This is a genomic window from Pedobacter miscanthi, from assembly GCF_032678605.1.
GTDB lineage: Bacteria > Bacteroidota > Bacteroidia > Sphingobacteriales > Sphingobacteriaceae > Pedobacter > Pedobacter miscanthi_A.
The window spans coordinates 1-19,072 of record NZ_JAVTSU010000022.1; the positions used below are offsets into that span (position 1 = coordinate 1).

At 38.5% G+C, this 19,072-nt stretch carries 16 protein-coding genes; 9 read left to right on the forward strand and 7 right to left on the reverse strand.

The window, feature by feature from the left end; all coding sequences use genetic code 11:
• Positions 1 to 95 precede the first annotated feature (95 nt).
• Positions 96 to 461, forward strand: a complete 366-nt coding sequence (locus R2R28_RS24650) for a DUF6249 domain-containing protein (protein WP_316828319.1) — start codon at positions 96 to 98, stop codon at positions 459 to 461.
• A 147-nt stretch (positions 462 to 608) separates the two neighbouring features.
• Here R2R28_RS24650 and R2R28_RS24655 read toward each other — a convergent pair whose 3' ends face one another.
• The 3 genes from R2R28_RS24655 to R2R28_RS24665 are packed head-to-tail and all read right to left on the reverse strand — an operon-like array spanning position 609 to position 2,719.
• The gene (locus R2R28_RS24655; RefSeq protein ID WP_316828320.1) at positions 609 to 1,031 is read right to left on the reverse strand and encodes a hotdog fold thioesterase; all 423 of its coding nucleotides are present in this window, start codon (positions 1,029 to 1,031) and stop codon (positions 609 to 611) included.
• Entirely contained in the window at positions 1,021 to 1,530 is a 510-nt protein-coding gene (locus tag R2R28_RS24660; protein WP_316828321.1) for a DinB family protein, read from the reverse strand. The genes R2R28_RS24655 and R2R28_RS24660 overlap by 11 nt, the downstream gene beginning before the upstream one ends.
• The gene (locus R2R28_RS24665) at positions 1,511 to 2,719 is read right to left on the reverse strand and encodes a HAMP domain-containing sensor histidine kinase (RefSeq protein ID WP_316828322.1); all 1,209 of its coding nucleotides are present in this window, start codon (positions 2,717 to 2,719) and stop codon (positions 1,511 to 1,513) included. The genes R2R28_RS24660 and R2R28_RS24665 overlap by 20 nt, the downstream gene beginning before the upstream one ends.
• Positions 2,720 to 2,942: 223 nt before the next feature.
• Between R2R28_RS24665 and gltX the strand changes: the two genes are divergently transcribed.
• From gltX to R2R28_RS24705, 8 genes are all read left to right on the forward strand, one after another.
• Entirely contained in the window at positions 2,943 to 4,451 is a 1,509-nt protein-coding gene (gene gltX, locus R2R28_RS24670; RefSeq protein WP_316828323.1) for a glutamate--tRNA ligase, read from the forward strand.
• Positions 4,452 to 5,824: 1,373 nt separating this feature from the next.
• The gene (locus tag R2R28_RS24675) at positions 5,825 to 6,667 is read left to right on the forward strand and encodes a neutral zinc metallopeptidase (protein WP_316828324.1); all 843 of its coding nucleotides are present in this window, start codon (positions 5,825 to 5,827) and stop codon (positions 6,665 to 6,667) included.
• A gap of 104 nt (positions 6,668 to 6,771) precedes the next feature.
• Positions 6,772 to 7,905, forward strand: a complete 1,134-nt coding sequence (locus tag R2R28_RS24680; protein WP_316828325.1) for a hybrid sensor histidine kinase/response regulator — start codon at positions 6,772 to 6,774, stop codon at positions 7,903 to 7,905.
• An 18-nt stretch (positions 7,906 to 7,923) separates the two neighbouring features.
• Positions 7,924 to 11,514 (forward strand): response regulator, encoded by a 3,591-nt coding sequence (locus tag R2R28_RS24685; RefSeq protein WP_316828326.1) that lies wholly within the window; start codon positions 7,924 to 7,926, stop codon positions 11,512 to 11,514.
• Positions 11,515 to 11,531: 17 nt separating this feature from the next.
• Positions 11,532 to 11,900, forward strand: coding sequence for a two-component system response regulator (locus tag R2R28_RS24690; protein WP_316828327.1), 369 nt, complete (start codon positions 11,532 to 11,534; stop codon positions 11,898 to 11,900).
• A gap of 3 nt (positions 11,901 to 11,903) precedes the next feature.
• Entirely contained in the window at positions 11,904 to 12,722 is an 819-nt protein-coding gene (locus tag R2R28_RS24695) for a protein-glutamate O-methyltransferase CheR (RefSeq protein WP_316828328.1), read from the forward strand.
• Positions 12,707 to 13,291 (forward strand): chemotaxis protein CheB, encoded by a 585-nt coding sequence (locus R2R28_RS24700; protein WP_316828329.1) that lies wholly within the window; start codon positions 12,707 to 12,709, stop codon positions 13,289 to 13,291. The genes R2R28_RS24695 and R2R28_RS24700 overlap by 16 nt, the downstream gene beginning before the upstream one ends.
• A gap of 19 nt (positions 13,292 to 13,310) precedes the next feature.
• On the forward strand, positions 13,311 to 13,676 hold the full coding sequence (locus R2R28_RS24705; protein WP_316828330.1) for a response regulator: 366 nt from the start codon (positions 13,311 to 13,313) through the stop codon (positions 13,674 to 13,676).
• A gap of 134 nt (positions 13,677 to 13,810) precedes the next feature.
• Here the strand turns inward: R2R28_RS24705 and R2R28_RS24710 are convergent, their stop codons facing one another.
• The 4 genes from R2R28_RS24710 to R2R28_RS24725 form a co-directional block, all read right to left on the reverse strand.
• Entirely contained in the window at positions 13,811 to 14,767 is a 957-nt protein-coding gene (locus R2R28_RS24710; RefSeq protein WP_316828331.1) for a DUF3137 domain-containing protein, read from the reverse strand.
• Positions 14,767 to 15,324, reverse strand: coding sequence for a LemA family protein (locus R2R28_RS24715; RefSeq protein WP_316828332.1), 558 nt, complete (start codon positions 15,322 to 15,324; stop codon positions 14,767 to 14,769). The genes R2R28_RS24710 and R2R28_RS24715 overlap by 1 nt, the downstream gene beginning before the upstream one ends.
• 49 nt (positions 15,325 to 15,373) lie before the next feature.
• Positions 15,374 to 17,188: a hypothetical protein gene (locus R2R28_RS24720; protein WP_316828333.1), complete on the reverse strand. Its 1,815-nt coding sequence runs from the start codon at positions 17,186 to 17,188 to the stop codon at positions 15,374 to 15,376.
• A 66-nt stretch (positions 17,189 to 17,254) separates the two neighbouring features.
• Complete coding sequence (locus tag R2R28_RS24725) at positions 17,255 to 19,042, reverse strand: hypothetical protein (RefSeq protein ID WP_316828334.1); 1,788 nt, start codon at positions 19,040 to 19,042, stop codon at positions 17,255 to 17,257.
• Positions 19,043 to 19,072 lie beyond the last annotated feature (30 nt).

Sequence of the window (19,072 nt, forward strand, 5' to 3'; positions counted from 1 at the left end):
TATCAGGTGTAACCTGATTAAAAAGCATGTAGTCATAATGCACAGAACACGGTTCAAGAGACAATTAAATATTTACAAATTAAAAAAATATAATCATGGAAGGTATATTAGTCCCCATCTCACTTTTTTTAGGTGCATTCGCAATGGTATTTGGAATACGCTATTTATCAAATAAGGAGAAAATGGCAATGATCGAAAGGGGAATCGATCCTGGAATTCATAAGGCAACTCCAAAACCATTTTTAAGCTTAAAGTTCGGTTTATTATTGGTTGGTTTGGGCATAGGCTTGTTAGTGGCCCTGTTTATTGTAAGGTCTATGTTTGGCAGTAATATGGCGCATGGTGAAGAAGGACAGGCTGTAGCCGTCTATTTTGGCTGCATTGGTATCTTCGGTGGGTTAGGGCTTATCGTTTCTTACCTGGTAGAAAAGAAATGGCTGGATAACAACAAATCGTTTTAAAGATTAGAGAAATTGTGCCGTTGGATGTTACCATTTGATTGGAATAGAGAGAAGTCAGGTTTAATAACACAGTCGTTGTTAAAACCTGGCTTTTTTTGTGGTGTCAGATGGTAACATCTCACACCACATCGAAGCTAAGTTTCTTTTCTATTGCGGCTTATTAATAATCGCTACGGTTAAACGGCTAACACAGTTCATTTTTCCGCGTTCATCGTAAATCTTAATTTCCCATACCTGTGTTTTGGCGCCAATATGCAAAGGTTTACAAATGCCCTTTACCAGTCCGCTTTTTACCGGGCGCAAATGGTTCGCATTAACTTCTAAGCCTACGGCTACATATTTTTCCGGATCAATGCACATATAAGAAGCAATACTGCCCAATGTTTCAGCTAACACCACCGAGGCACCTCCGTGTAATATGCCGGCAGGTTGGTGTGTGCGTTCATCAACAGGCATGGTTCCTGTAATAAAATCTTCGCCAATTTCGGTAAACCGGATATCAAGCAAAGCCCCTAAATGGTTTTTTGGGCGGTTATTTAAATCGTCTACGGTAAAATCTTTAAACCACATGATAACGTTCTTTTAAAATGGAAACATGGTGGATAATATGTCCGCCAACAATAAACAGAATAGATTTTACATTAATTTCCCTGCCCGAAGCAATTCCTTTTCTTTCCAGTTCTTCTACATTTAAAGATTTAAAAAGAAATAAATTGGCTTTACGCAATGCGATAAATTCTTCTATTAAATCTTCCAGCTCACGTTCGGCAAAGCGGGCGTTCCGTACATATTCATCTTCCTCAAAACCAGGCAGATGTTGTTGCTCATTTCTGGCAAAACAGGTTATGCGGTAAGCAAATACACGTTCCGTATCGATAATATGACCCAGCATTTCCTTAAGCGTCCATTTGCCTTCTGCGTAAGCATAATCGGCTTTATCCGCATTTGCCCTAAATAAAGCAGGTAAGCTTTGTACCTGATCGTTTAAAATTTCAAAAATTTCTCTGTCAACTTTACTGATGTAGGCTTCACCCCAAATCGGATACTCGTTAGGCTGTGGTCGGTTCATATCTTAAACTGCTTTTTAATATTATTCTAAAGGTGGTGCCTTTGCCCAGCTCAGATTCTTTTACAAAAATTTCGCCGCTATGGTAATTTTCCACAATACGTTTGGTTAATGATAAACCGAGGCCCCAGCCACGTTTACGGGTGGTATATCCTGGTTGAAAAACCGCATCAAATTTAGATCTTGGAATGCCTTTTCCGGTATCGCTCACATCAATAAATACCTGCTCTTTGGCCAGGTTTTCGATGATATTGATTGAGATAGAACCTTCATTTTCGATGGCGTTGGCGGCATTTTTTAACAGGTTTTCAATTACCCAATCAAACAATGGTACATTAAGCATTGCCCTTACCTGTTCATCACCGGTAATGCTGAATTTAACCTTATCCGAAGTGCGGACTTTAAAATACCGGATAAAATCGCTGATCACAATATAAACCGTATGATCTTCGAGTATGGGTTTAGAACCAATTTTCGAGAAACGGTCGGTAATAATCTCTAACCGTTTAATATCATTTTCCATTTCCGCAATCAAAGGATCGTCCTCTGCATCGAATTTAGATTTCATTAACTCCGTCCAGGCCATAAGTGATGATATGGGCGTGCCTAATTGATGTGCCGTTTCTTTGGCCAAACCTACCCAAACATGGTCCTGTTCATCTCGCCGTGCCGAACTAAATGCAGCATAAGCCGTTAACAGGAAGAGAAAAATTACCCCCATTTGAATGTAAGGGAAATACCTCAACTGTGTTAAAATGAAAGAATCGCGGTAATAAGCTTTAAATTTCCGGCCAAAAATATTCATTTGATCGGGCGGATGTTGTGCTTTCATCTGCTTCAGTTGACGAACAAAGTACAAACTATCGTAAGTAAGCTTAGGATCGGAAATTGGATAGTTAGTTTTGTTACTGTCTAAACCATTGAACGAGGTAATAATTCCGGCAGAATCGGTCATGATCACCGGAGTTTTTGTGTTTTTTCTAACTGTTTCCACTACATCACGATAATCGTCGTTATCGTAAAGAAACATGGCCCTTTCCTGAATTCGTACCCAAAGGTGAAACTGGTCGGCCTCTTCGCGTTCCATTTTTTTTACAAAAGAATCGGTGTAAAATACTGATGCAATGCCAATTAGGATGGCAAAAATGAGAAGAAAAAACTTCCAGCGGCGTTTCTTTTGATAAGGGTTCATGCTTTAGCTAGGCAAATTACAATAACAAAACGAAAAAAACACAAAACCATTATGCTTTTTCATAAACCTTAAGGCAATCATTCAGAAAGCATAATAGCTTCATCATACATCAAAACAGTATAAAATGAATGAAAAACATATCTTTGCAACGTCTTGCGTTTTGCGCAGTGCGGTAAGCGTTTAATCGCCCAACGCCTAACGCCAATCGCTCAACAACCCAATTATGGATAAAAAAGTTAGAGTAAGATTTGCCCCAAGCCCAACCGGAGGTTTGCATTTAGGCGGTGTGCGCACTGCTTTGTTCAATTATTTGTTTGCCAAAAAAAATAACGGAACGTTCGTGCTTCGTGTAGAGGATACCGATCAGAACCGGTTTGTAGAAGGTGCTGAAGAATATATTGTGAATTGTTTAGATTGGTGTGGCATTACACCCGATGAAAGTCCGAACAAACCAGGTGCTTATGGCCCTTATCGCCAGAGCGAGCGTAAGCCAAGTTATGGCAAATTTGCCGAGCAACTCATTAGCGATGGTTATGCCTATTATGCTTTCGATACCCCGGAGGAATTGGATGCCAAACGTAAAGAAATCCCGAATTTTCAGTACGGACAGGCCACGCGTATGCAAATGCGGAACTCTTTAACCCTAACGGTGAGTGAGGTAGAAGATTTATTAGCCGCTAAAACCCCGCATGTGGTCCGCATTAAAGTACCTGCAGATGAAATCGTGCATTTTAACGATTTAATTCGTGGCGATGTGAGTTTCGAAACTTCGTTGGTTGATGATAAAGTATTATTAAAAGCAGATGGTATGCCAACCTATCATTTAGCCGTAGTGGTTGATGATAAGGCCATGGAAATTACTCACGCCTTTAGGGGAGAAGAATGGTTGCCATCAGCACCTGTTCATATTTTACTTTGGAAATATTTAGGCTGGGAAGCTGATATGCCTGCATGGGCGCATTTGCCTTTGATCTTAAAACCAGATGGACATGGAAAATTAAGCAAACGCGATGGCGATCGTTTAGGTTTTCCGGTTTATGCCATGAACTGGGCTGATCCTAAAACTGGCGATGTAACCAAAGGCTTTAAAGAAATGGGTTTTATGCCCGAAGCCTTTATTAATATGCTGGCCCTTTTAGGTTGGAATGATGGTACCGATCAGGAATTATTTTCGTTAAAAGAACTTGAAGAAAAATTTGCTATAGAAAGAATCAGTAAAGCTGGTGCTAAATTCGATTTCGAAAAAGCAAAATGGTATAACCATGAGTGGATTAAATCGCAAAGTGCCGAGCGCCTGGCACCTGGCGTTAAAGCTGAACTGGAAAAAGCCGGTATAGAAGTTAGCGACGATACCTTTTTAAATACAGTTATCGACTTAATTAAAGACCGGTGTACTTTATTGCCTGACTTCGTGGCCCAAAGCAGTTACTTTTTTGCTTCGCCGGCAGAATATGATGTAAACTCGGTTAAACCAAAATGGACAGCAGAAAAAGCAACGTTTTTTAATGTTTTTGCCGAAAATTTAACTTTGACTGATGCCCTGAGTGCTGAAGCTGCCTTTAAAAATTTGGCCGAAGAAAATGGATTTAAACCCGGCGAATTGATGTTGCCTTTCCGCATTATGCTGGTGGGCGGTAAATTTGGACCTGGCGTTTTTGATATTGCTTTATTATTGGGTGTAGCAGAAACCCAAGCAAGAATTGAAAAAGCAATTACTGTTTTTAACAGTTAATATATTTTGTAAGTAAAGAGGTGGTATCATAAATATGGATTTGTCATGTTGAACTGGAATTATCTTTATGATACCACCTCTTTCTTAATTTAATTCTGTTTTCTTGCATAAAATAGCTACAGTTATTCTTGTAGAAATAACAAAGCAGACTTATAATCAACAGGATTCCAGTTGCTGAATGTTTCGTTCGCGTTTATTCCCTTTCTATCTAATATCTCAATACTAATGTTTTTTAACAATTCAGGCTTTTTCTCGTCAAAAATGCGGGTTAGGGGAATTGTTTTTCCATTATCGTTAACATAGGTTGGATTGGCAATTCCATAACCTTTTTCATGTATTGATTTTATAAACTTGATAACCTGTTCTTTCTCATTTTTGCTGTCCTTTACATTTTTTAGCTAGTCCCATTGTGTATTAAAGGAAATATTTATGTTTTTATCAGATGCCATTGTTTTATCTTTATTTTGGTGACAAGACATATTCAGGAATAAAATTATAATGTAGAATATTTTTGCTTTCATGATTAGTGGATGTTTTTTTCTCTTAATGTTTTATTTAACCATGGCATATATATAGCCCGGTGCCTCTGTTTTATCGTTTCACCTGAGTTCATTATAGATTTAGATCTGAAACATAAACTCCCGAGTTGTATTCGTCGTTTAATCCTAACATGTGTCCAAATTCATGAACTGCACTCCTTTCATAAGTCGAGGCACTTTTTTTAACATAATCAAAATCATTTGTATCAAAATTGCCCGTTCTTAAACTGCTTGTAACAAAGCTTTGTGCCCATTCATCTTTTCTTAATTTCACCACATTTAATGTCCAGTGATTATAAGTAAATATGTTAATTTTATTAAGTGAAAATCTGAATTCTAATGAAATAGTTTTTCTACTACCCAGACTAGATAATATCTTAATATTTGATACACTCCACTTTTTATTTATCTTTTCCTTGAAATTTTTCTCAAAGCTATCTTTGTCTATGAAGCTCCAATATTGATTAACACGATCTGCATAATTATTTTTATTCTCATATAAATAATTAGTACATAATTACCGTTTGGACTTTGAACGAGGAGCATATCAAATGCTGGAGTTACCGCATGATTAAAAGATAAGTCTCTCGTTGTCGGCGGGTTTTCTATTGCCGAAATTAATCTTTCCCCATGTTTAAGTACTTCCAAAGTGTTAATCATAATCAAACTTGGTTAAATTACTACTGTATGCCTAGGTATATTTAAAATTAACCAATGCTTTTGATAGTAACCAATTTTTTTGCCACACCCCAAAAGAATAAATCCATCAAAATAATTTATACTTTAGTGCAACAATTGTCCCAAATTAAAGGTTATACATTAAATAAAAAAACTATGCAGTGGTTTGGTAAAGGCAGTAATAATGTAGAAGATGGCAGAAGCGGGGGCGGTGGCAGAACCGTTTTAGGTGGTGGCATCGGTATTATCATTGTAGTACTCGGATTAATTTTTGGGAAAGATTTAACAGGTGTGGTCAGCCAGATTCCGGCAACAACCGGTACCGAAGAAGTAAAACAAGGTGTGCCCGCCAACGATCCACAGGCACAGTTTGTTTCGGGGGTTTTAGAATCTACCGAGCAGGTTTGGGATAAAGAATTTCAGGCCATGGGCAAACAATACGAATATCCAAAATTAAGGTTGTTCCGTAATGCCGTTCAAACTGCGTGTGGCAATGCCAGCGCTAATGTTGGCCCGTTTTATTGCCCTGGCGATCGTAAAGTATATATCGACCTTTCCTTTTATGATGAGTTAAAAAACCGTTTTGGTGCTGCAGGCGATTTTGCGCAGGCTTATGTAATTGCACATGAAGTTGGTCACCACGTACAGAATTTATTGGGCATATCAGAAAAACTTGATCAGGCCCGCGGGCAGGTGAGTGAAAAAGAGTATAACCGTTTATCTGTTAAATTAGAGCTCCAGGCCGATTTCTTTGCCGGCATTTGGGCACACAATGCACAAAACCTTAAAGATTTTAAATTAGACGAAGGCGATATAGAAGAAGCACTTAATGCTGCCAATGCCATTGGTGATGATAAGCTGCAAAAACAGGCTACAGGTGATGTACAGCCTGATTCTTTTACTCATGGTACTTCTGCACAACGCATGTATTGGTTTAAAAAAGGTTTCGAAACTGGCGACATTAAGCAGGGCGATACCTTTAATTCAAATAATTTATAAAAAATTAAAACTTTTTTAAAACACTGTTGTTTGTTTACAGTTAATGAGAATTTTTTCTCAAAACCAAACATAATTATCCCGGCTTCTTATTTGTTTTAATAAAGATGATCCTTATAGTTGATGACAGGCCCGAAAACCTGATCTCGTTACAGAAAGTACTCCAGGCACACAATTTTGAGGTTGATACCGCATCATCCGGCGAAGAAGCGCTGAAAAAAGTTCTTAAAAATAATTACGTCCTGATTATTCTCGATGTACAAATGCCTGATATGGATGGCTTCGAAGTGGCAGAGGCCATTTCGGGTTTCAGTAAGGCAAAAGATACCGCCATTATTTTTCTTTCGGCCGTAAATACCGAGTTGAAATTTATTACAAAAGGCTATCTGAGCGGTGGGCTCGATTATATTACCAAACCTGTTGATATTAATGTTTTATTGCTCAAAATAAAAACATTTTACCGCATTTACGAACAGAACAGAAAGCTGAACGAAGTACAGGAAAAACTGCTGGAGGAAATCGAATTCCGAAAGCAGGCCGAACATAAAAAGGACGAATTTATCAGTATTGCCAGCCACGAATTAAAAACCCCTTTAACCAGTGTAAAGGGCTACATCCAATTGCTGCAAAGGAGTTTGAACAGGGATGATAAAACCATGGCGCAAAACCACCTCGAAAAAGCCAGTATCCAGCTCGAAAAATTAAACGAACTGATTGTTGATCTGCTTGACATTTCTAAAATAGAAAGCGGTAAGATGAAGTTTAATATGAAAAGCTTCTGTGCTGATAACATGGTAAACAACGCCATCGAAATGTTACAGCATGCTAATCCTGATTTTAAAATCACCAAACTCGGCAAAACAGATGAAATGATTTTTGGCGATGAAATGCGCCTCGAACAGGTGGTGATCAATTTTATAACCAATGCCATTAAATATGCCCCAGGCACCAACCAGGTAAATGTTACCATCAATATTAAAGATGAAAAACTCTACCTGGCCGTGAAAGATTTTGGGATCGGCATTTCTAAAGAGCAGCAACATAAAATATTCGATAAATTTTACCGGGTAGAAGAAAACAGCAACCGTTTTAATGGCCTGGGCATCGGTTTATACATCTGTTCCGAAATTATTAACCGGCATGGTGGTACAATCGGCGTAAACAGTGTGCCTGATGAAGGATCGGAATTCTACTTTATCGTTCCCATCACCGAAGAAGAAATCCTTAAAAACCAGATCTAATTATCCTTAGTTAATATAATGAAAACAACTCTTAAAAATAATTTACGTTTGGGCCTCGGCTTATCGCTAATTATTCTGTTTATCAGTTCACTGGCTTCGTACATAAGCATTAGCAACCTGATTAAAAGTACCGAACTGGTAAAACACAGTGATGAAGTAATTCTGAATAGTGAAAGTGTACTTTCTACTTTAAAGGATGCCGAAACCGGTCAACGGGGCTACCTTTTAACCGGGAATAAAATCTTTTTGCAGCCCTACTACGGATCAACGGATACCGCTATGGCAACGCTTAACCGGATTGAGACGCAAACTAAAGATAATGCCCTTCAGCAAAAAAATGTTGCAGAACTCAGAAATATACTCGCCCGAAGGTTAAATATCATCACCTCAACAATAGAAATTAAATCCTTAGGCGGACAGATAGACCCCACGGTACTTCTTGAGGGTAAAACCTATATGGACCAAGCCCGTGATGTGGTTAACCGGATGGTTAAAGAGGAAAAAAGATTGCTCGAAAGCCGTACCGCTGATCTTAATAAACTTACGGCCTATACACCAATCCTGATTTTAATTGCTGCCGTTCTGGCCATACTCATTACCCTGTTTTTTTATCGGAAAGTATCAATCGATTTTGATGAACGGGTTAAACTTCAGAAAGAGATTGAGGATAAAAAGTATGAAATGGAAAAACGCATTGTGGCCATTAAAGAAATTGCACATCAGATTTCTAATGGTAACTATGGCGTAAAACTCGATAGCCAAACCCAGGATGATATTGGCGAACTCTCCGAATCGTTAAATACCATGTCGTCATCTTTGAAAAAATCATTTGATACTTTGGAAGAAAATGAGTGGATACAAACGGGTGTGGCTAACTTAAATGTAAATATGGTTGGCGAAAAAGATGTTTTCCATTTAGCAGAAGATATAATCGAATTTTTAGCCAATTATACCAAAAGCCAGATTGGTGCTTTATATTTATTTAAAGACGATGGATACCTGCATTTAAAAGGTCAATATGCCTTAAAAGGGCAAAACCTGACAGAAACTTTGGAAATTGGACAAGGGCTAATCGGGCAGGTGGTAAAAACAGGCAAATCTATTTTATTGGATGATGTACCTCAAAATGAATTATCCATTACACATGCTACCGGTAGTATTAAACCTGCGCAGTTGATTGTGCTGCCGATTATAAGAAACGAAATTTCTATTGGCGGCCTGGAGCTGGGAACCATTGGTAAATACAGCGATCTGCAACTTCATTTTTTAAACCTCGTATTATCTGATATCGGCACCGCATTATTAGGTGCGCAAAACAGGCAGAAACTGCAGCAGTTGCTGGAAGAAACCCAGGCTCAATCAGAAGAGTTACAGGTTCAGCATAACGAACTGGAGGGATTAAATGCAGAGCTGGAGGCGCAGGCACAGAAACTTCAGGCCAGCGAAGAAGAATTGCGGGTACAACAGGAAGAACTGTTGCAAAGCAACCAGGAGCTTGAAGAAAGAAGTAGTTTGCTGGAGGAGAAAAATGAGCTTATTGAAGAAAGAAATATCGAAATACAGCAAAAAGCAGAAGCTTTAGAACTCAGCACAAGATATAAATCGGAGTTTTTGGCCAACATGTCTCACGAGCTGAGAACACCGCTTAATTCCATCTTGCTGTTATCGCGTTTAATGGCCGAAAATGAAGCGATGGACCGCGAACATCAGGAATATGCAGAAGTGATCCAAAGCTCTGGCCAGGGTTTGTTAAGCTTAATTGATGAGATTTTAGATCTTTCTAAAATTGAAGCGGGTAAAATGGAATTGGATAGGATGAACATTAAGGTTGACGACATCGTTTTCAACATGCGATCGTTATTTAATCCATTGGCAAAAGAGCGGAACCTCAATTTTGTGATCGATAAATCGGCCGAAGTACCTGAGTTTTTCCATACCGATAAAATGCGGTTAGAGCAGATTATTAAAAACCTGTTATCAAATGCCATTAAATTTACAACTGTTGGTTCTGTAACCCTGAATATTAGCAAAAACGAGAAACTGGGTGCCCTTGTATTTAAAGTTACCGATACAGGTGTGGGTATTGCGCCAGAGAAACAAGGTATGGTATTCGAGGCTTTCCAGCAGGCCGATGGATCTACCCGTCGTAAATTCGGGGGTACAGGTTTAGGCCTTTCCATCAGTAGGGAGCTTGCCAAATTATTGGGCGGTTATATTGATTTAAAAAGTACAGAAGGCGAAGGAAGTATTTTTACTTTAACATTGCCTATTGATAAAAACAAAGGTTTTGATGGCGTTATTGCCAATTTCGATAAACCTGTTGTGATTGCCCCCGCTGAGCCTGTTATCAAAAAAGTAAGCCACTTAACCGTTGATAATATTCCACAGGAAATCGAAGACGACCGTGATAACATCCAGCCGGATGATAAGGTAATTTTGATTGTAGAAGATGATACCCCTTTTGCCAAAACACTTTTAGATTTTACCCGCAAACGGAATTACAAAGGTTTGGTTGCTGTTCGTGGCGATGTGGGGATTGAAATGGCCAAAACATTTAAACCACTTGCCATTTTACTCGATATCCAGTTACCGGTTAAAGATGGCTGGCAGGTAATGGAAGAACTCAAATCAGATCCTTCTACCCGCCCGATTCCGGTACATATTATGTCGTCGTTACAGGTTAAAAAAGAGAGTTTGTTAAAAGGTGCGGTAGATTTTATCAACAAACCATTTGCTTTTGAGCACATGCAGGAGATATTTTCGAAACTGGAACATGCCTTAAGCCGTCACCCTAAAAAAGTGCTCATTGTTGAAGAAAACGAGCAACATGCCAAAGCGTTAAGTTACTTTTTAAGCAACTTCAATATCCAGACGGAAATTGTTAACCAGGTAAACGAAAGTGTTTCGGCATTGCACAAACCTGAGGTTAACTGCGTGATTCTGGACATGGGCATTCCGGATAAACATGCTTACGAAACCCTGGAGGTGGTAAAGAAAACTCCCGGACTGGAAAACCTTCCGATTATTATCTTTACTGGTAAAAATCTTTCAAAAGGAGAGGAGAACCGGATTAAACAATACGCAGATTCTATTGTGGTAAAAACAGCGCATTCTTATCAGCGTATTTTAGACGAAGCCGGTTTATTTTTGCACCTGGTGGAAGAAAAGAGCAAGGAAAAAAATAAGGCCCCTAAAAAATTCTCCGAATTGCAGGATGTATTGGTAGGTAAAACCGTTTTGGTTGCTGATGATGATGTACGCAATATTTTCTCTTTAACCAAAATGCTCGAGCAGCACCAAATGAAGGTAATCGCTGCTACTGATGGTAAAGAAGCCCTAAAATTATTGAATGAAAACCCGGAAGTTGATGTGGTTTTAATGGATATGATGATGCCCGAACTCGATGGTTACGAAACCACAACGGCCATCAGACAAGATATTAAATACCGGAACCTGCCTGTTTTGGCGGTTACTGCCAAAGCCATGATGGGCGACAGGGAAAAATGCATTGCTGCGGGTGCTTCTGATTACATCAGCAAACCTGTAGATATGGACCAGCTGATTTCGTTATTACGTGTTTGGCTTTACGAAAACCACCATAAATCATAACCCATTTTTATTAAAATATGCCTCAAAAATTAATTCTCATAATTGATGATGATAACCGAAACATTTTTGCTTTAAAAGCTGTTTTAAAGGCCAAAGGTTTTGATTGTTTATCTGCTATAAGTGCCCAGGAAGGTTTTTCCATTATGGAAAAACATGATGTTTCCATTGTTTTAATGGATATGATGATGCCCGATATGGATGGTTACCAGGCCATTGCTGCCATGAAAAAATCGGCTAAAATGCAGAATATACCTGTATTGGCTGTAACTGCACAGGCTATGGTTGGCGATAAGGAACGTTGCTTATCTGCCGGAGCCTCGGGTTATGTTTCGAAACCGATAAATGTTGATGAATTATTGTTACAGATAGAAAATTTTACAAAATAGCAGGTGATAAGTGATGCGATAGATAACGATCAGGTTGAACTCCTGTTAAATGATGTTTTGGAAACTCACGGTTACGATTTTCTGGAGTATTCGCACGCATCAATAAAACGAAGGATTACCCGCCTTTACGCCCTTGATAATTTTGTGAGTTTTGCCGAATTCCGTTACACCATAAAATCAGATAAACAGTATTTTAAACGATTTTTGGAGGAAATTACCGTTAATGTGACCGAGATGTTCCGCGATCCTTCTTTTTATAAGGCTTTGCGGCATGATGTGCTTCCTGTTTTGGGCACTTACCCTTTTATCAGGATCTGGGTTGCAGGCTGCTCTACCGGAGAAGAAGCTTATTCGCTTGCCATCGTTTTAAAAGAACTTAACCTGCTAGGCAAATCGCTTATTTATGCTACCGATATTAATCCTTCTGTTTTAGATAAGGCAAAAAAAGGAATGTTTCCGCTAAACTATTTAAAGCAGTATTCTGAAAATTACCTGCAATCGGGTGGTTTGAAAGATTTTTCTACCTATTATACCGCAAATTATTCGTTGGCGAAATTTGATGAGAGTTTAAATACTAAGATGATTTTTTCTACCCATAACCTCGTTTCTGATCATTCTTTTAACGAGTTTCAGCTTATTTTGTGTAGAAACGTACTTATTTACTTCGATAAAGAGCTTCAGCATAAAGTATTTAACCTGTTTGATGGAAGCATCGAAAAATTGGGCTATCTTGCCCTGGGTAGTAAAGAGAGTTTAGAGTTTTGGCCGAAAGCCAAAGAGTACAAAAGGGTAAAAATGGAGAAAATATGGCGGAAACTGTAAATTCTATACCTTGCTCTGCATTAATTATTGGTGGCTCTGCCGGCAGTTTAGATGTGCTCCTCGAAATTTTTCCTGCACTACGGAGTGATATCAGTTTTCCAATTGTAGTGATTGTTCACCGCAAGGCCAGCAACGAATCGCTTTTAACCGATTTATTGCAAAGCCGTACCGCATTAAAAGTAAGTGAGGCAGAAGAAAAAGAATTGTTAACAGCCGGAAAAGTTTTTATAGCCCCGGCAGATTACCACATGCTGATAGAAGATAACCACAGCATATCTTTAGATTATTCGGAAAAAGTAAATTATTCCAGACCATCTATCGATGTTACCTTTCAATCAGCAGCTGAGGTGTTTAAGGAGCATGTAGTGTGTGTTTTGCTTTCCGGATCTAATGCGGATGGGGTAGAAGGATTAAAAATTGTAAACAATTATGGGGGTAAAGTGGTTATACAAAATCCAAATACAGCCATAATGCCGTATATGCCCCAGCAAGCGGTACTTAATGTAAAACCGCATATGATATTGAATAGTTATGGTATGGCTGATTTTATAAATAATTTAAATAATTAATTTGCTTTCGGAGGTTAATATGACAGTTGCGAAAAAAGTATTTGTTTTTGATGATAACAGGGATATCCTTGATCTATGTACATTTATTTTGGAAGATGCCGGGTACGAGATCAAAACATCTGAAAATGCCAATAATATAGAAAAACAGGTGGCAGAATACATGCCCGACCTGATTTTTATGGATAACTGGCTGCCTGATTTGGGAGGTATACAGGCTACAAAGGCATTAAAAAACCATCCTGATTTAAAACATATCCCTGTAATCTATTTTTCAGCCAATAATGATATCTCTTCATTAGCCGATGAGGCTGGTGCAGATAGTTATTTATCGAAACCTTTTGATATTGCCGCATTGGAAGAAATTGTAAAAAAACACTTGAGTTAGCCGCAAGGCTCACGGAATTTAATGGCATCTGCCATAGAGAAAGTCTAAGCGTGGGCACTTACTTATGGCTGGTTAAACTTGCAAAGTTTTCACAGGGATAGGCCAGGGCCCAGCTTCGCAAGTTGGCCAACAGCTTATTCCTTCCCCCAAATTCTCGTATTCAGGTCAAGCTCTTTAACAATATCGTACATAAATTTAATTGCAGTAATATCTTCATCAATAATTGCAGGATCAAGCAATGATTTAAAAACAGGGGCTTCAAAATAATTTCTTTGAAGTGGGAAACCGATGTACATTCTTGATTCAATAAACGATAAACTGATGGTATATTTCGACTGTTGATTAAGGTTTAAAATCCTCTCCATCATTGCTGGGGTAAGGATATACCTCGCTTCAACCTGGTTTGAGCCGTAGGTTACAAACGTTTTATCAAAATCGGTATTCTCCAGTTTAACTACATCATTGCTTCCGATTGAAAACAGGTTTTTTGAAAACCACGCACCAAAAGCGGCACCAAAATCTTTTGGCCTTACGATGGTGATGCCGTTAAAGTTTTTATTAAAATCAGCTACAAAAATAATTCCTTTAAAAATTTCGTGCCACTCGGTTCTGGTTCCATCTTTTGTACGTTCAACCGTTTTATATTCAGCGTGTACTTCTGCAAAGTAAAAACCTGTTTTACCAGCCCTTCCCATCACTAAATCTTCCGTTTTATAACGATCAGGATCGGAGTTAAAAAGCTGGCAATGCCTAAACTCATTTTCGCCAATGCCCTTATTGGGTTCAAGGGTAAGGCTGGGATCTAGAAATTTAAGTGCAGTGCCAATCACGTCACGCTTGTACTTATCGCTATAAAAACGCTGTTCAGAATAAGCATTAGAAAGTTTTACCCCTCCAAATATGCCTAAAGCTAAAACGCCAATAAAACCGGGAATAGGAAAACCCAAAACGCAGGCAAGAATTAGTATGGCTATTCCGCCTGCAATAATCAAGTAGCCTTTTTTCTGTCCTGAGGCAATGTTTTTTCGTTGCCCTTCCAATGCAGCCAAAACTTGCTGTAGTGCGGCATTGTTTTCAGTATTTAAAAGCATTAATTGTTGAAAAGTTCTTTAGCGCTTATATTTTTCCGTTCTTCTGTAGTGGTTTCTAATACAGCAATAGGCTGATAGTTTAACATTCCGGCAAATAACCTACCCGGAAACATCATAATCGAATTGTTATAATCTGTTACCGATGAATTGTAAGTTCTTCTTGCTGCTGCAATCTGTTCTTCACTTTCTGTCCAGGTAGTTTGCAGGTTGATAAAGTTGGTATTGGCTTTTAAATCGGGATAATTTTCTACATTTACCATTAAGCCTTTCACACTGCTACTCAATTGAGCATCCAGTTCTGCCTTTTCTGCAGTGCTTACAGTTCCTGAGGTTGCTTTTGCCCTCAGCTCAACAATCTTAGTCAATGTACCTTGTTCGTAAGTGGTATATTGTTTTACTACTTCTACAAGGTTCGGAATAAGATCAAAACGTTTTTTAAGCATTACATCTATAGCCGAGAAGGAGTTGGTAACCTGATTTTTTTTCGCAATTAGCGAGTTGTAGAAAAAAACGCCAATTAGGAGTACAACTACAATAATAATAATAACGATGATCATAATTTAGATTTAGGGTTTAAACAATAAATATAAGAAAAGCTTACAAAAGCTAGCGTTTTTCATTTTCTTCGCGCTCTTTTTTCAAACGGCGCTCTAATCGTTTTTGTTTCCTTAAATTATGACTGGCACGCATAGCTTTAAAGTTAGCAATGTGCTGGCGTACTTCTTTTTGTTTTTCTTCGGTAATGCCGATACTGTATTTTATGCCTGTAAAAAGACTCCTCCAGATCAGGTTAAAAAATGAAGTATTTGATGGCCTGCTGTAATTAACAGCTACGGCAAGCAATTTGCCATCGGCCCCAGGATTTTCGGATTTAATGATGAGTGCATTGGCTAAAAAGGAGAGGAAACCTCTTGTAACCAGATGATCTTTTGTGGGGTCGTTTTTCATCAGCGCCACAGAAAGATCGTAATAAGAAAAAGCAACCGTTCCTTTTGCGCCTAAATCATTCGCTTTAAAATCGAATTTCAATTTATCAACGCTGCCGCGGTTAATGCGTACCAGGCCGAGTGGTTTGGTAATCTGGTTTAAAACCCGTGCATTAAAATTATGCAAAACCCCGTTGTAAGAAAATTCACCATCTTTAGCCCTAAGGTTAAATTTGAAATTTAAATCGAGTTTTCCCTGTCCAAAAAGGTAAGTATTCAGGCTAACCTCCATAATGGGATTTATGGCCTTTATTTTATCGAGGTTGGTGGCATTTTTTATAATCCCTGAAGTATTTTCAAAACTAATCCGCCCCCGCTGGTTACTTGCACTGTTATAAACCGCATAATTAATATTTACATCTTTCAGCTGGATTTTTTGCACCAATATTGGCGCCTTAAGCAATTGTAAAAGCTGGTGTGGGAATTTCCCGATTTTATTTTCCTGTGGTTTGCTTTTGATCCCATTTTGATTAAAAACGGAAATAAAACCATTAGAAATGGCCATTTCCTTTGCCCAAAGCTCTTGTTTGCTAATGTAAAGGGGTAAGTCAATCCCGTTCAGCAAGATATCCCTCATGCCGATATCAAACCGCTCGCGGGCATAACCAGCAACTTTACCAAAGTTCATTTCATCGTAAAGCGGAACCAATGCAAAACTATTAATCCTCAATTTGCCTGTTGTGGCCCTAAAATCCAATTTGTCCAGTTTAATGTCGTACATTTTATCTGGCGTATGATATACATAGTTATTCAGGTTGATTACAATATCCTTAAGCAGGTAAAAACGGTTTGGATCATCAGCAGAGGTAGAATCAACCAGCAAATCCGTTAACGTAATGTTGAGGTCGTCAATATCAAAGGGAATGGAATTGGGAACGTTTTTGTTAATGTATTTAAAACTCACATCTCTAAAACGAATGGTTTTGATGCTAAACTCCTTCAGGTTTTTGGAGATGATATCATAAGGCGATTTAATTGGCCTTGGCGCACGCCCCTCATTAAAGGCAAATTGCTGGTTAACCATGGTTACCTCTGGTTTATCAAAAATGATCTCTTCAAGCTGGAGCTTTTTTTCGCGATATAAGGTTAAAGGATGAAAATGCCTGACCACCAGTTTTTTTAGCGAAACAGTATAAAGGTTGTTTGGCGCCCTTTTTAAAGCAATAAGTTGTTTAAAACGATTGGTATCGGGTGTAATTTTTACATTTTGTAGAGTGGCATTGCCCGTAATAATATTGGTAGAAACCTGGGTAAAGCTTATAGAATATAAACTATCAGTTGATTTATAAAGCAGTGTTTTTATCCTGTCTGTTAGTATTGGCCGCGATTTTACGTTCAGAAACCATGCTAAACCGGCAAGTACAATAAAAATACCGAGCAATATGCCCGCTATCCATTTAAAAGCTTTATAACGGTGTCTCTTAGTATCAGGCATTAAAAAGGGGGAGGCTGTGTTTTATCAGCAATATACGGTTATCGGCTATATTTTAGAAATGTGCTGCTAATTTTTTTCTCTTCGCGCCTTTCTGGCGGCTTTCCGGTCTGCACGTTTTTGTTCCCTTATTTTTTTTGCGATCACTTTTTGTTGCTTTACCGGGTTCTTTTCAGGTACAATGCCAACCCCAACAATATCTTTTATGCCTACAAAAACCGTTTTCCACATCAGGTTAAAAAACGAAGCCGAATTAATCCGGTTATTGGTCATGTTTGCCGTTCTTGGGGCTTCTCCCTGCTTCGGATTTTCATTTTTAACCAGGATGGTATTGGCCAGAAAAGATAAAAACCCTTTTTCTTTGGTGCCTTCACCATCAATGTTATCCGATAACAGCTTTACCTTCAAATTGGTGTATAACATGTTCATCGATCCTGTTGCCGATCTTAAATTTCCGTTTGCCTTAAAATCGATGTGCTGTATATCGCCGCTTTCAATTTCTATCAGTCCCAATGATTTTGAGAGTGGATTTAAGTTTTTAAGGTCAAATTTGCCCATATTCCCACTGTAGGTAAAGGCGCCATTATGATCCGTAAGGTTAAAATCGATTTTCACATTCAGTTCTCCTGCGCCCATTAAAAGTGTGTTTAAATCAGCTATTGCATGGTTCTTTTTGGTGAGCTGCAGGCTATCGTTGGTTACATTTAAAATATTCCCGGTTAGCGCCTTAAAATCAACCGAGCCGATTTTTTTGCTGGCAGGGTTAAACTCCGAATATTTTACGTTTACGCTTCTTAACTTCACCGTATCAATCAGCATCGGGATATTTAACCTTTTAAGCGCCATGTGTGGAAAATTTTGGCCTTTATCAAAACCCGGAGGCGGAGGCGATTCGCGACTCATAAATACTTCAACATTGGCCGGGCCGATCCTTAACGATTTTGCATGCAGTTTCTGGTCGGTATTTAAGCCGATAAAATCTACCCCGTTAAACTCTATTTTTTTGAATGCCAAATTGTAGCGGTCCTTCTGGATCTTGTATTTACGGGCAAAAGTCAGCTCATCGTACAATGGTGTCAGTTTAAAACCTTTAACCGTTATCTTTTTCGATGCGGCAGAGCCTTTAATCGTATCAACCTTCATCGAGTACATTTTGTCTTTAGTAACTGATTTATAACCCGCGAGTTGAAAAGAAATATCTTTAGTATAATAGAAACGGGTAGTATCGTTTCCAGAAAGCGAATCCAGTAAAAAATCATTAACCGTAATATCAAGGTGTTTAATGGAGTTTTTGGTCTTTTTAGCAGCTGTTTTATTAATGTAATCGAAATCGGCATCTACAATTTTAATACTTCTAATACGTACTGATTTAAAGGCTTTCGAAATCTGCTCATAAAGTGATTTTTCGTCTTTCACCGTATCAGGTTTTTTGCTCACCTTATTAAAAACCATATTAATAGAGGGTTGCTGCAAAAGGATTTCGCTTACATCTACACGTTTTTTAAAATAGGCCGTTAATATCCCAACCCTTGTAATCTGTAGTTTCTTTAGTTTAAGTTCGAAAGTATGGGCAGGCGCCAGTTGTTTTTTCTTTAAACTGTCGAAAACTGAAGTATCTGGTGTTAAAGTTACATCACGTAGTGCCAAGCTACCTGTAATTACATTAAGGTTAATGCTTTTAAAATCAATGCGGTACAAATGATGGGAGCCATTATAAACACCGTCTTTTATTTTTTCTGTGAGAATGGGTTTCCAGCGGGCACTTAAAAACATGGCGCCAAAGGCAATAATTAATACCAGTATACCAAGGATACTTCCTATCCAGGTCCAGATTTTGTTTTTACGCTGCGTATTCATAAGAGGGATGGCTTATCGATAGGTAACAGA

What these genes read in the sequence shown, in the direction of transcription:
- R2R28_RS24650 (WP_316828319.1), top strand. Translation starts at nt 96, where the DNA reads ATGGAAGGTATATTAGTCCCCATCTCACTTTTTTTAGGTGCATTCGCA.
- R2R28_RS24655 (WP_316828320.1), bottom strand. Translation starts at nt 1,031, where the DNA reads ATGTGGTTTAAAGATTTTACCGTAGACGATTTAAATAACCGCCCAAAA.
- R2R28_RS24660 (WP_316828321.1), bottom strand. Translation starts at nt 1,530, where the DNA reads ATGAACCGACCACAGCCTAACGAGTATCCGATTTGGGGTGAAGCCTAC.
- R2R28_RS24665 (WP_316828322.1), bottom strand. Translation starts at nt 2,719, where the DNA reads ATGAACCCTTATCAAAAGAAACGCCGCTGGAAGTTTTTTCTTCTCATT.
- gltX (WP_316828323.1), top strand. Translation starts at nt 2,943, where the DNA reads ATGGATAAAAAAGTTAGAGTAAGATTTGCCCCAAGCCCAACCGGAGGT.
- R2R28_RS24675 (WP_316828324.1), top strand. Translation starts at nt 5,825, where the DNA reads ATGCAGTGGTTTGGTAAAGGCAGTAATAATGTAGAAGATGGCAGAAGC.
- R2R28_RS24680 (WP_316828325.1), top strand. Translation starts at nt 6,772, where the DNA reads ATGATCCTTATAGTTGATGACAGGCCCGAAAACCTGATCTCGTTACAG.
- R2R28_RS24685 (WP_316828326.1), top strand. Translation starts at nt 7,924, where the DNA reads ATGAAAACAACTCTTAAAAATAATTTACGTTTGGGCCTCGGCTTATCG.
- R2R28_RS24690 (WP_316828327.1), top strand. Translation starts at nt 11,532, where the DNA reads ATGCCTCAAAAATTAATTCTCATAATTGATGATGATAACCGAAACATT.
- R2R28_RS24700 (WP_316828329.1), top strand. Translation starts at nt 12,707, where the DNA reads ATGGCGGAAACTGTAAATTCTATACCTTGCTCTGCATTAATTATTGGT.
- R2R28_RS24705 (WP_316828330.1), top strand. Translation starts at nt 13,311, where the DNA reads ATGACAGTTGCGAAAAAAGTATTTGTTTTTGATGATAACAGGGATATC.
- R2R28_RS24710 (WP_316828331.1), bottom strand. Translation starts at nt 14,767, where the DNA reads ATGCTTTTAAATACTGAAAACAATGCCGCACTACAGCAAGTTTTGGCT.
- R2R28_RS24715 (WP_316828332.1), bottom strand. Translation starts at nt 15,324, where the DNA reads ATGATCATCGTTATTATTATTATTGTAGTTGTACTCCTAATTGGCGTT.
- R2R28_RS24720 (WP_316828333.1), bottom strand. Translation starts at nt 17,188, where the DNA reads ATGCCTGATACTAAGAGACACCGTTATAAAGCTTTTAAATGGATAGCG.
- R2R28_RS24725 (WP_316828334.1), bottom strand. Translation starts at nt 19,042, where the DNA reads ATGAATACGCAGCGTAAAAACAAAATCTGGACCTGGATAGGAAGTATC.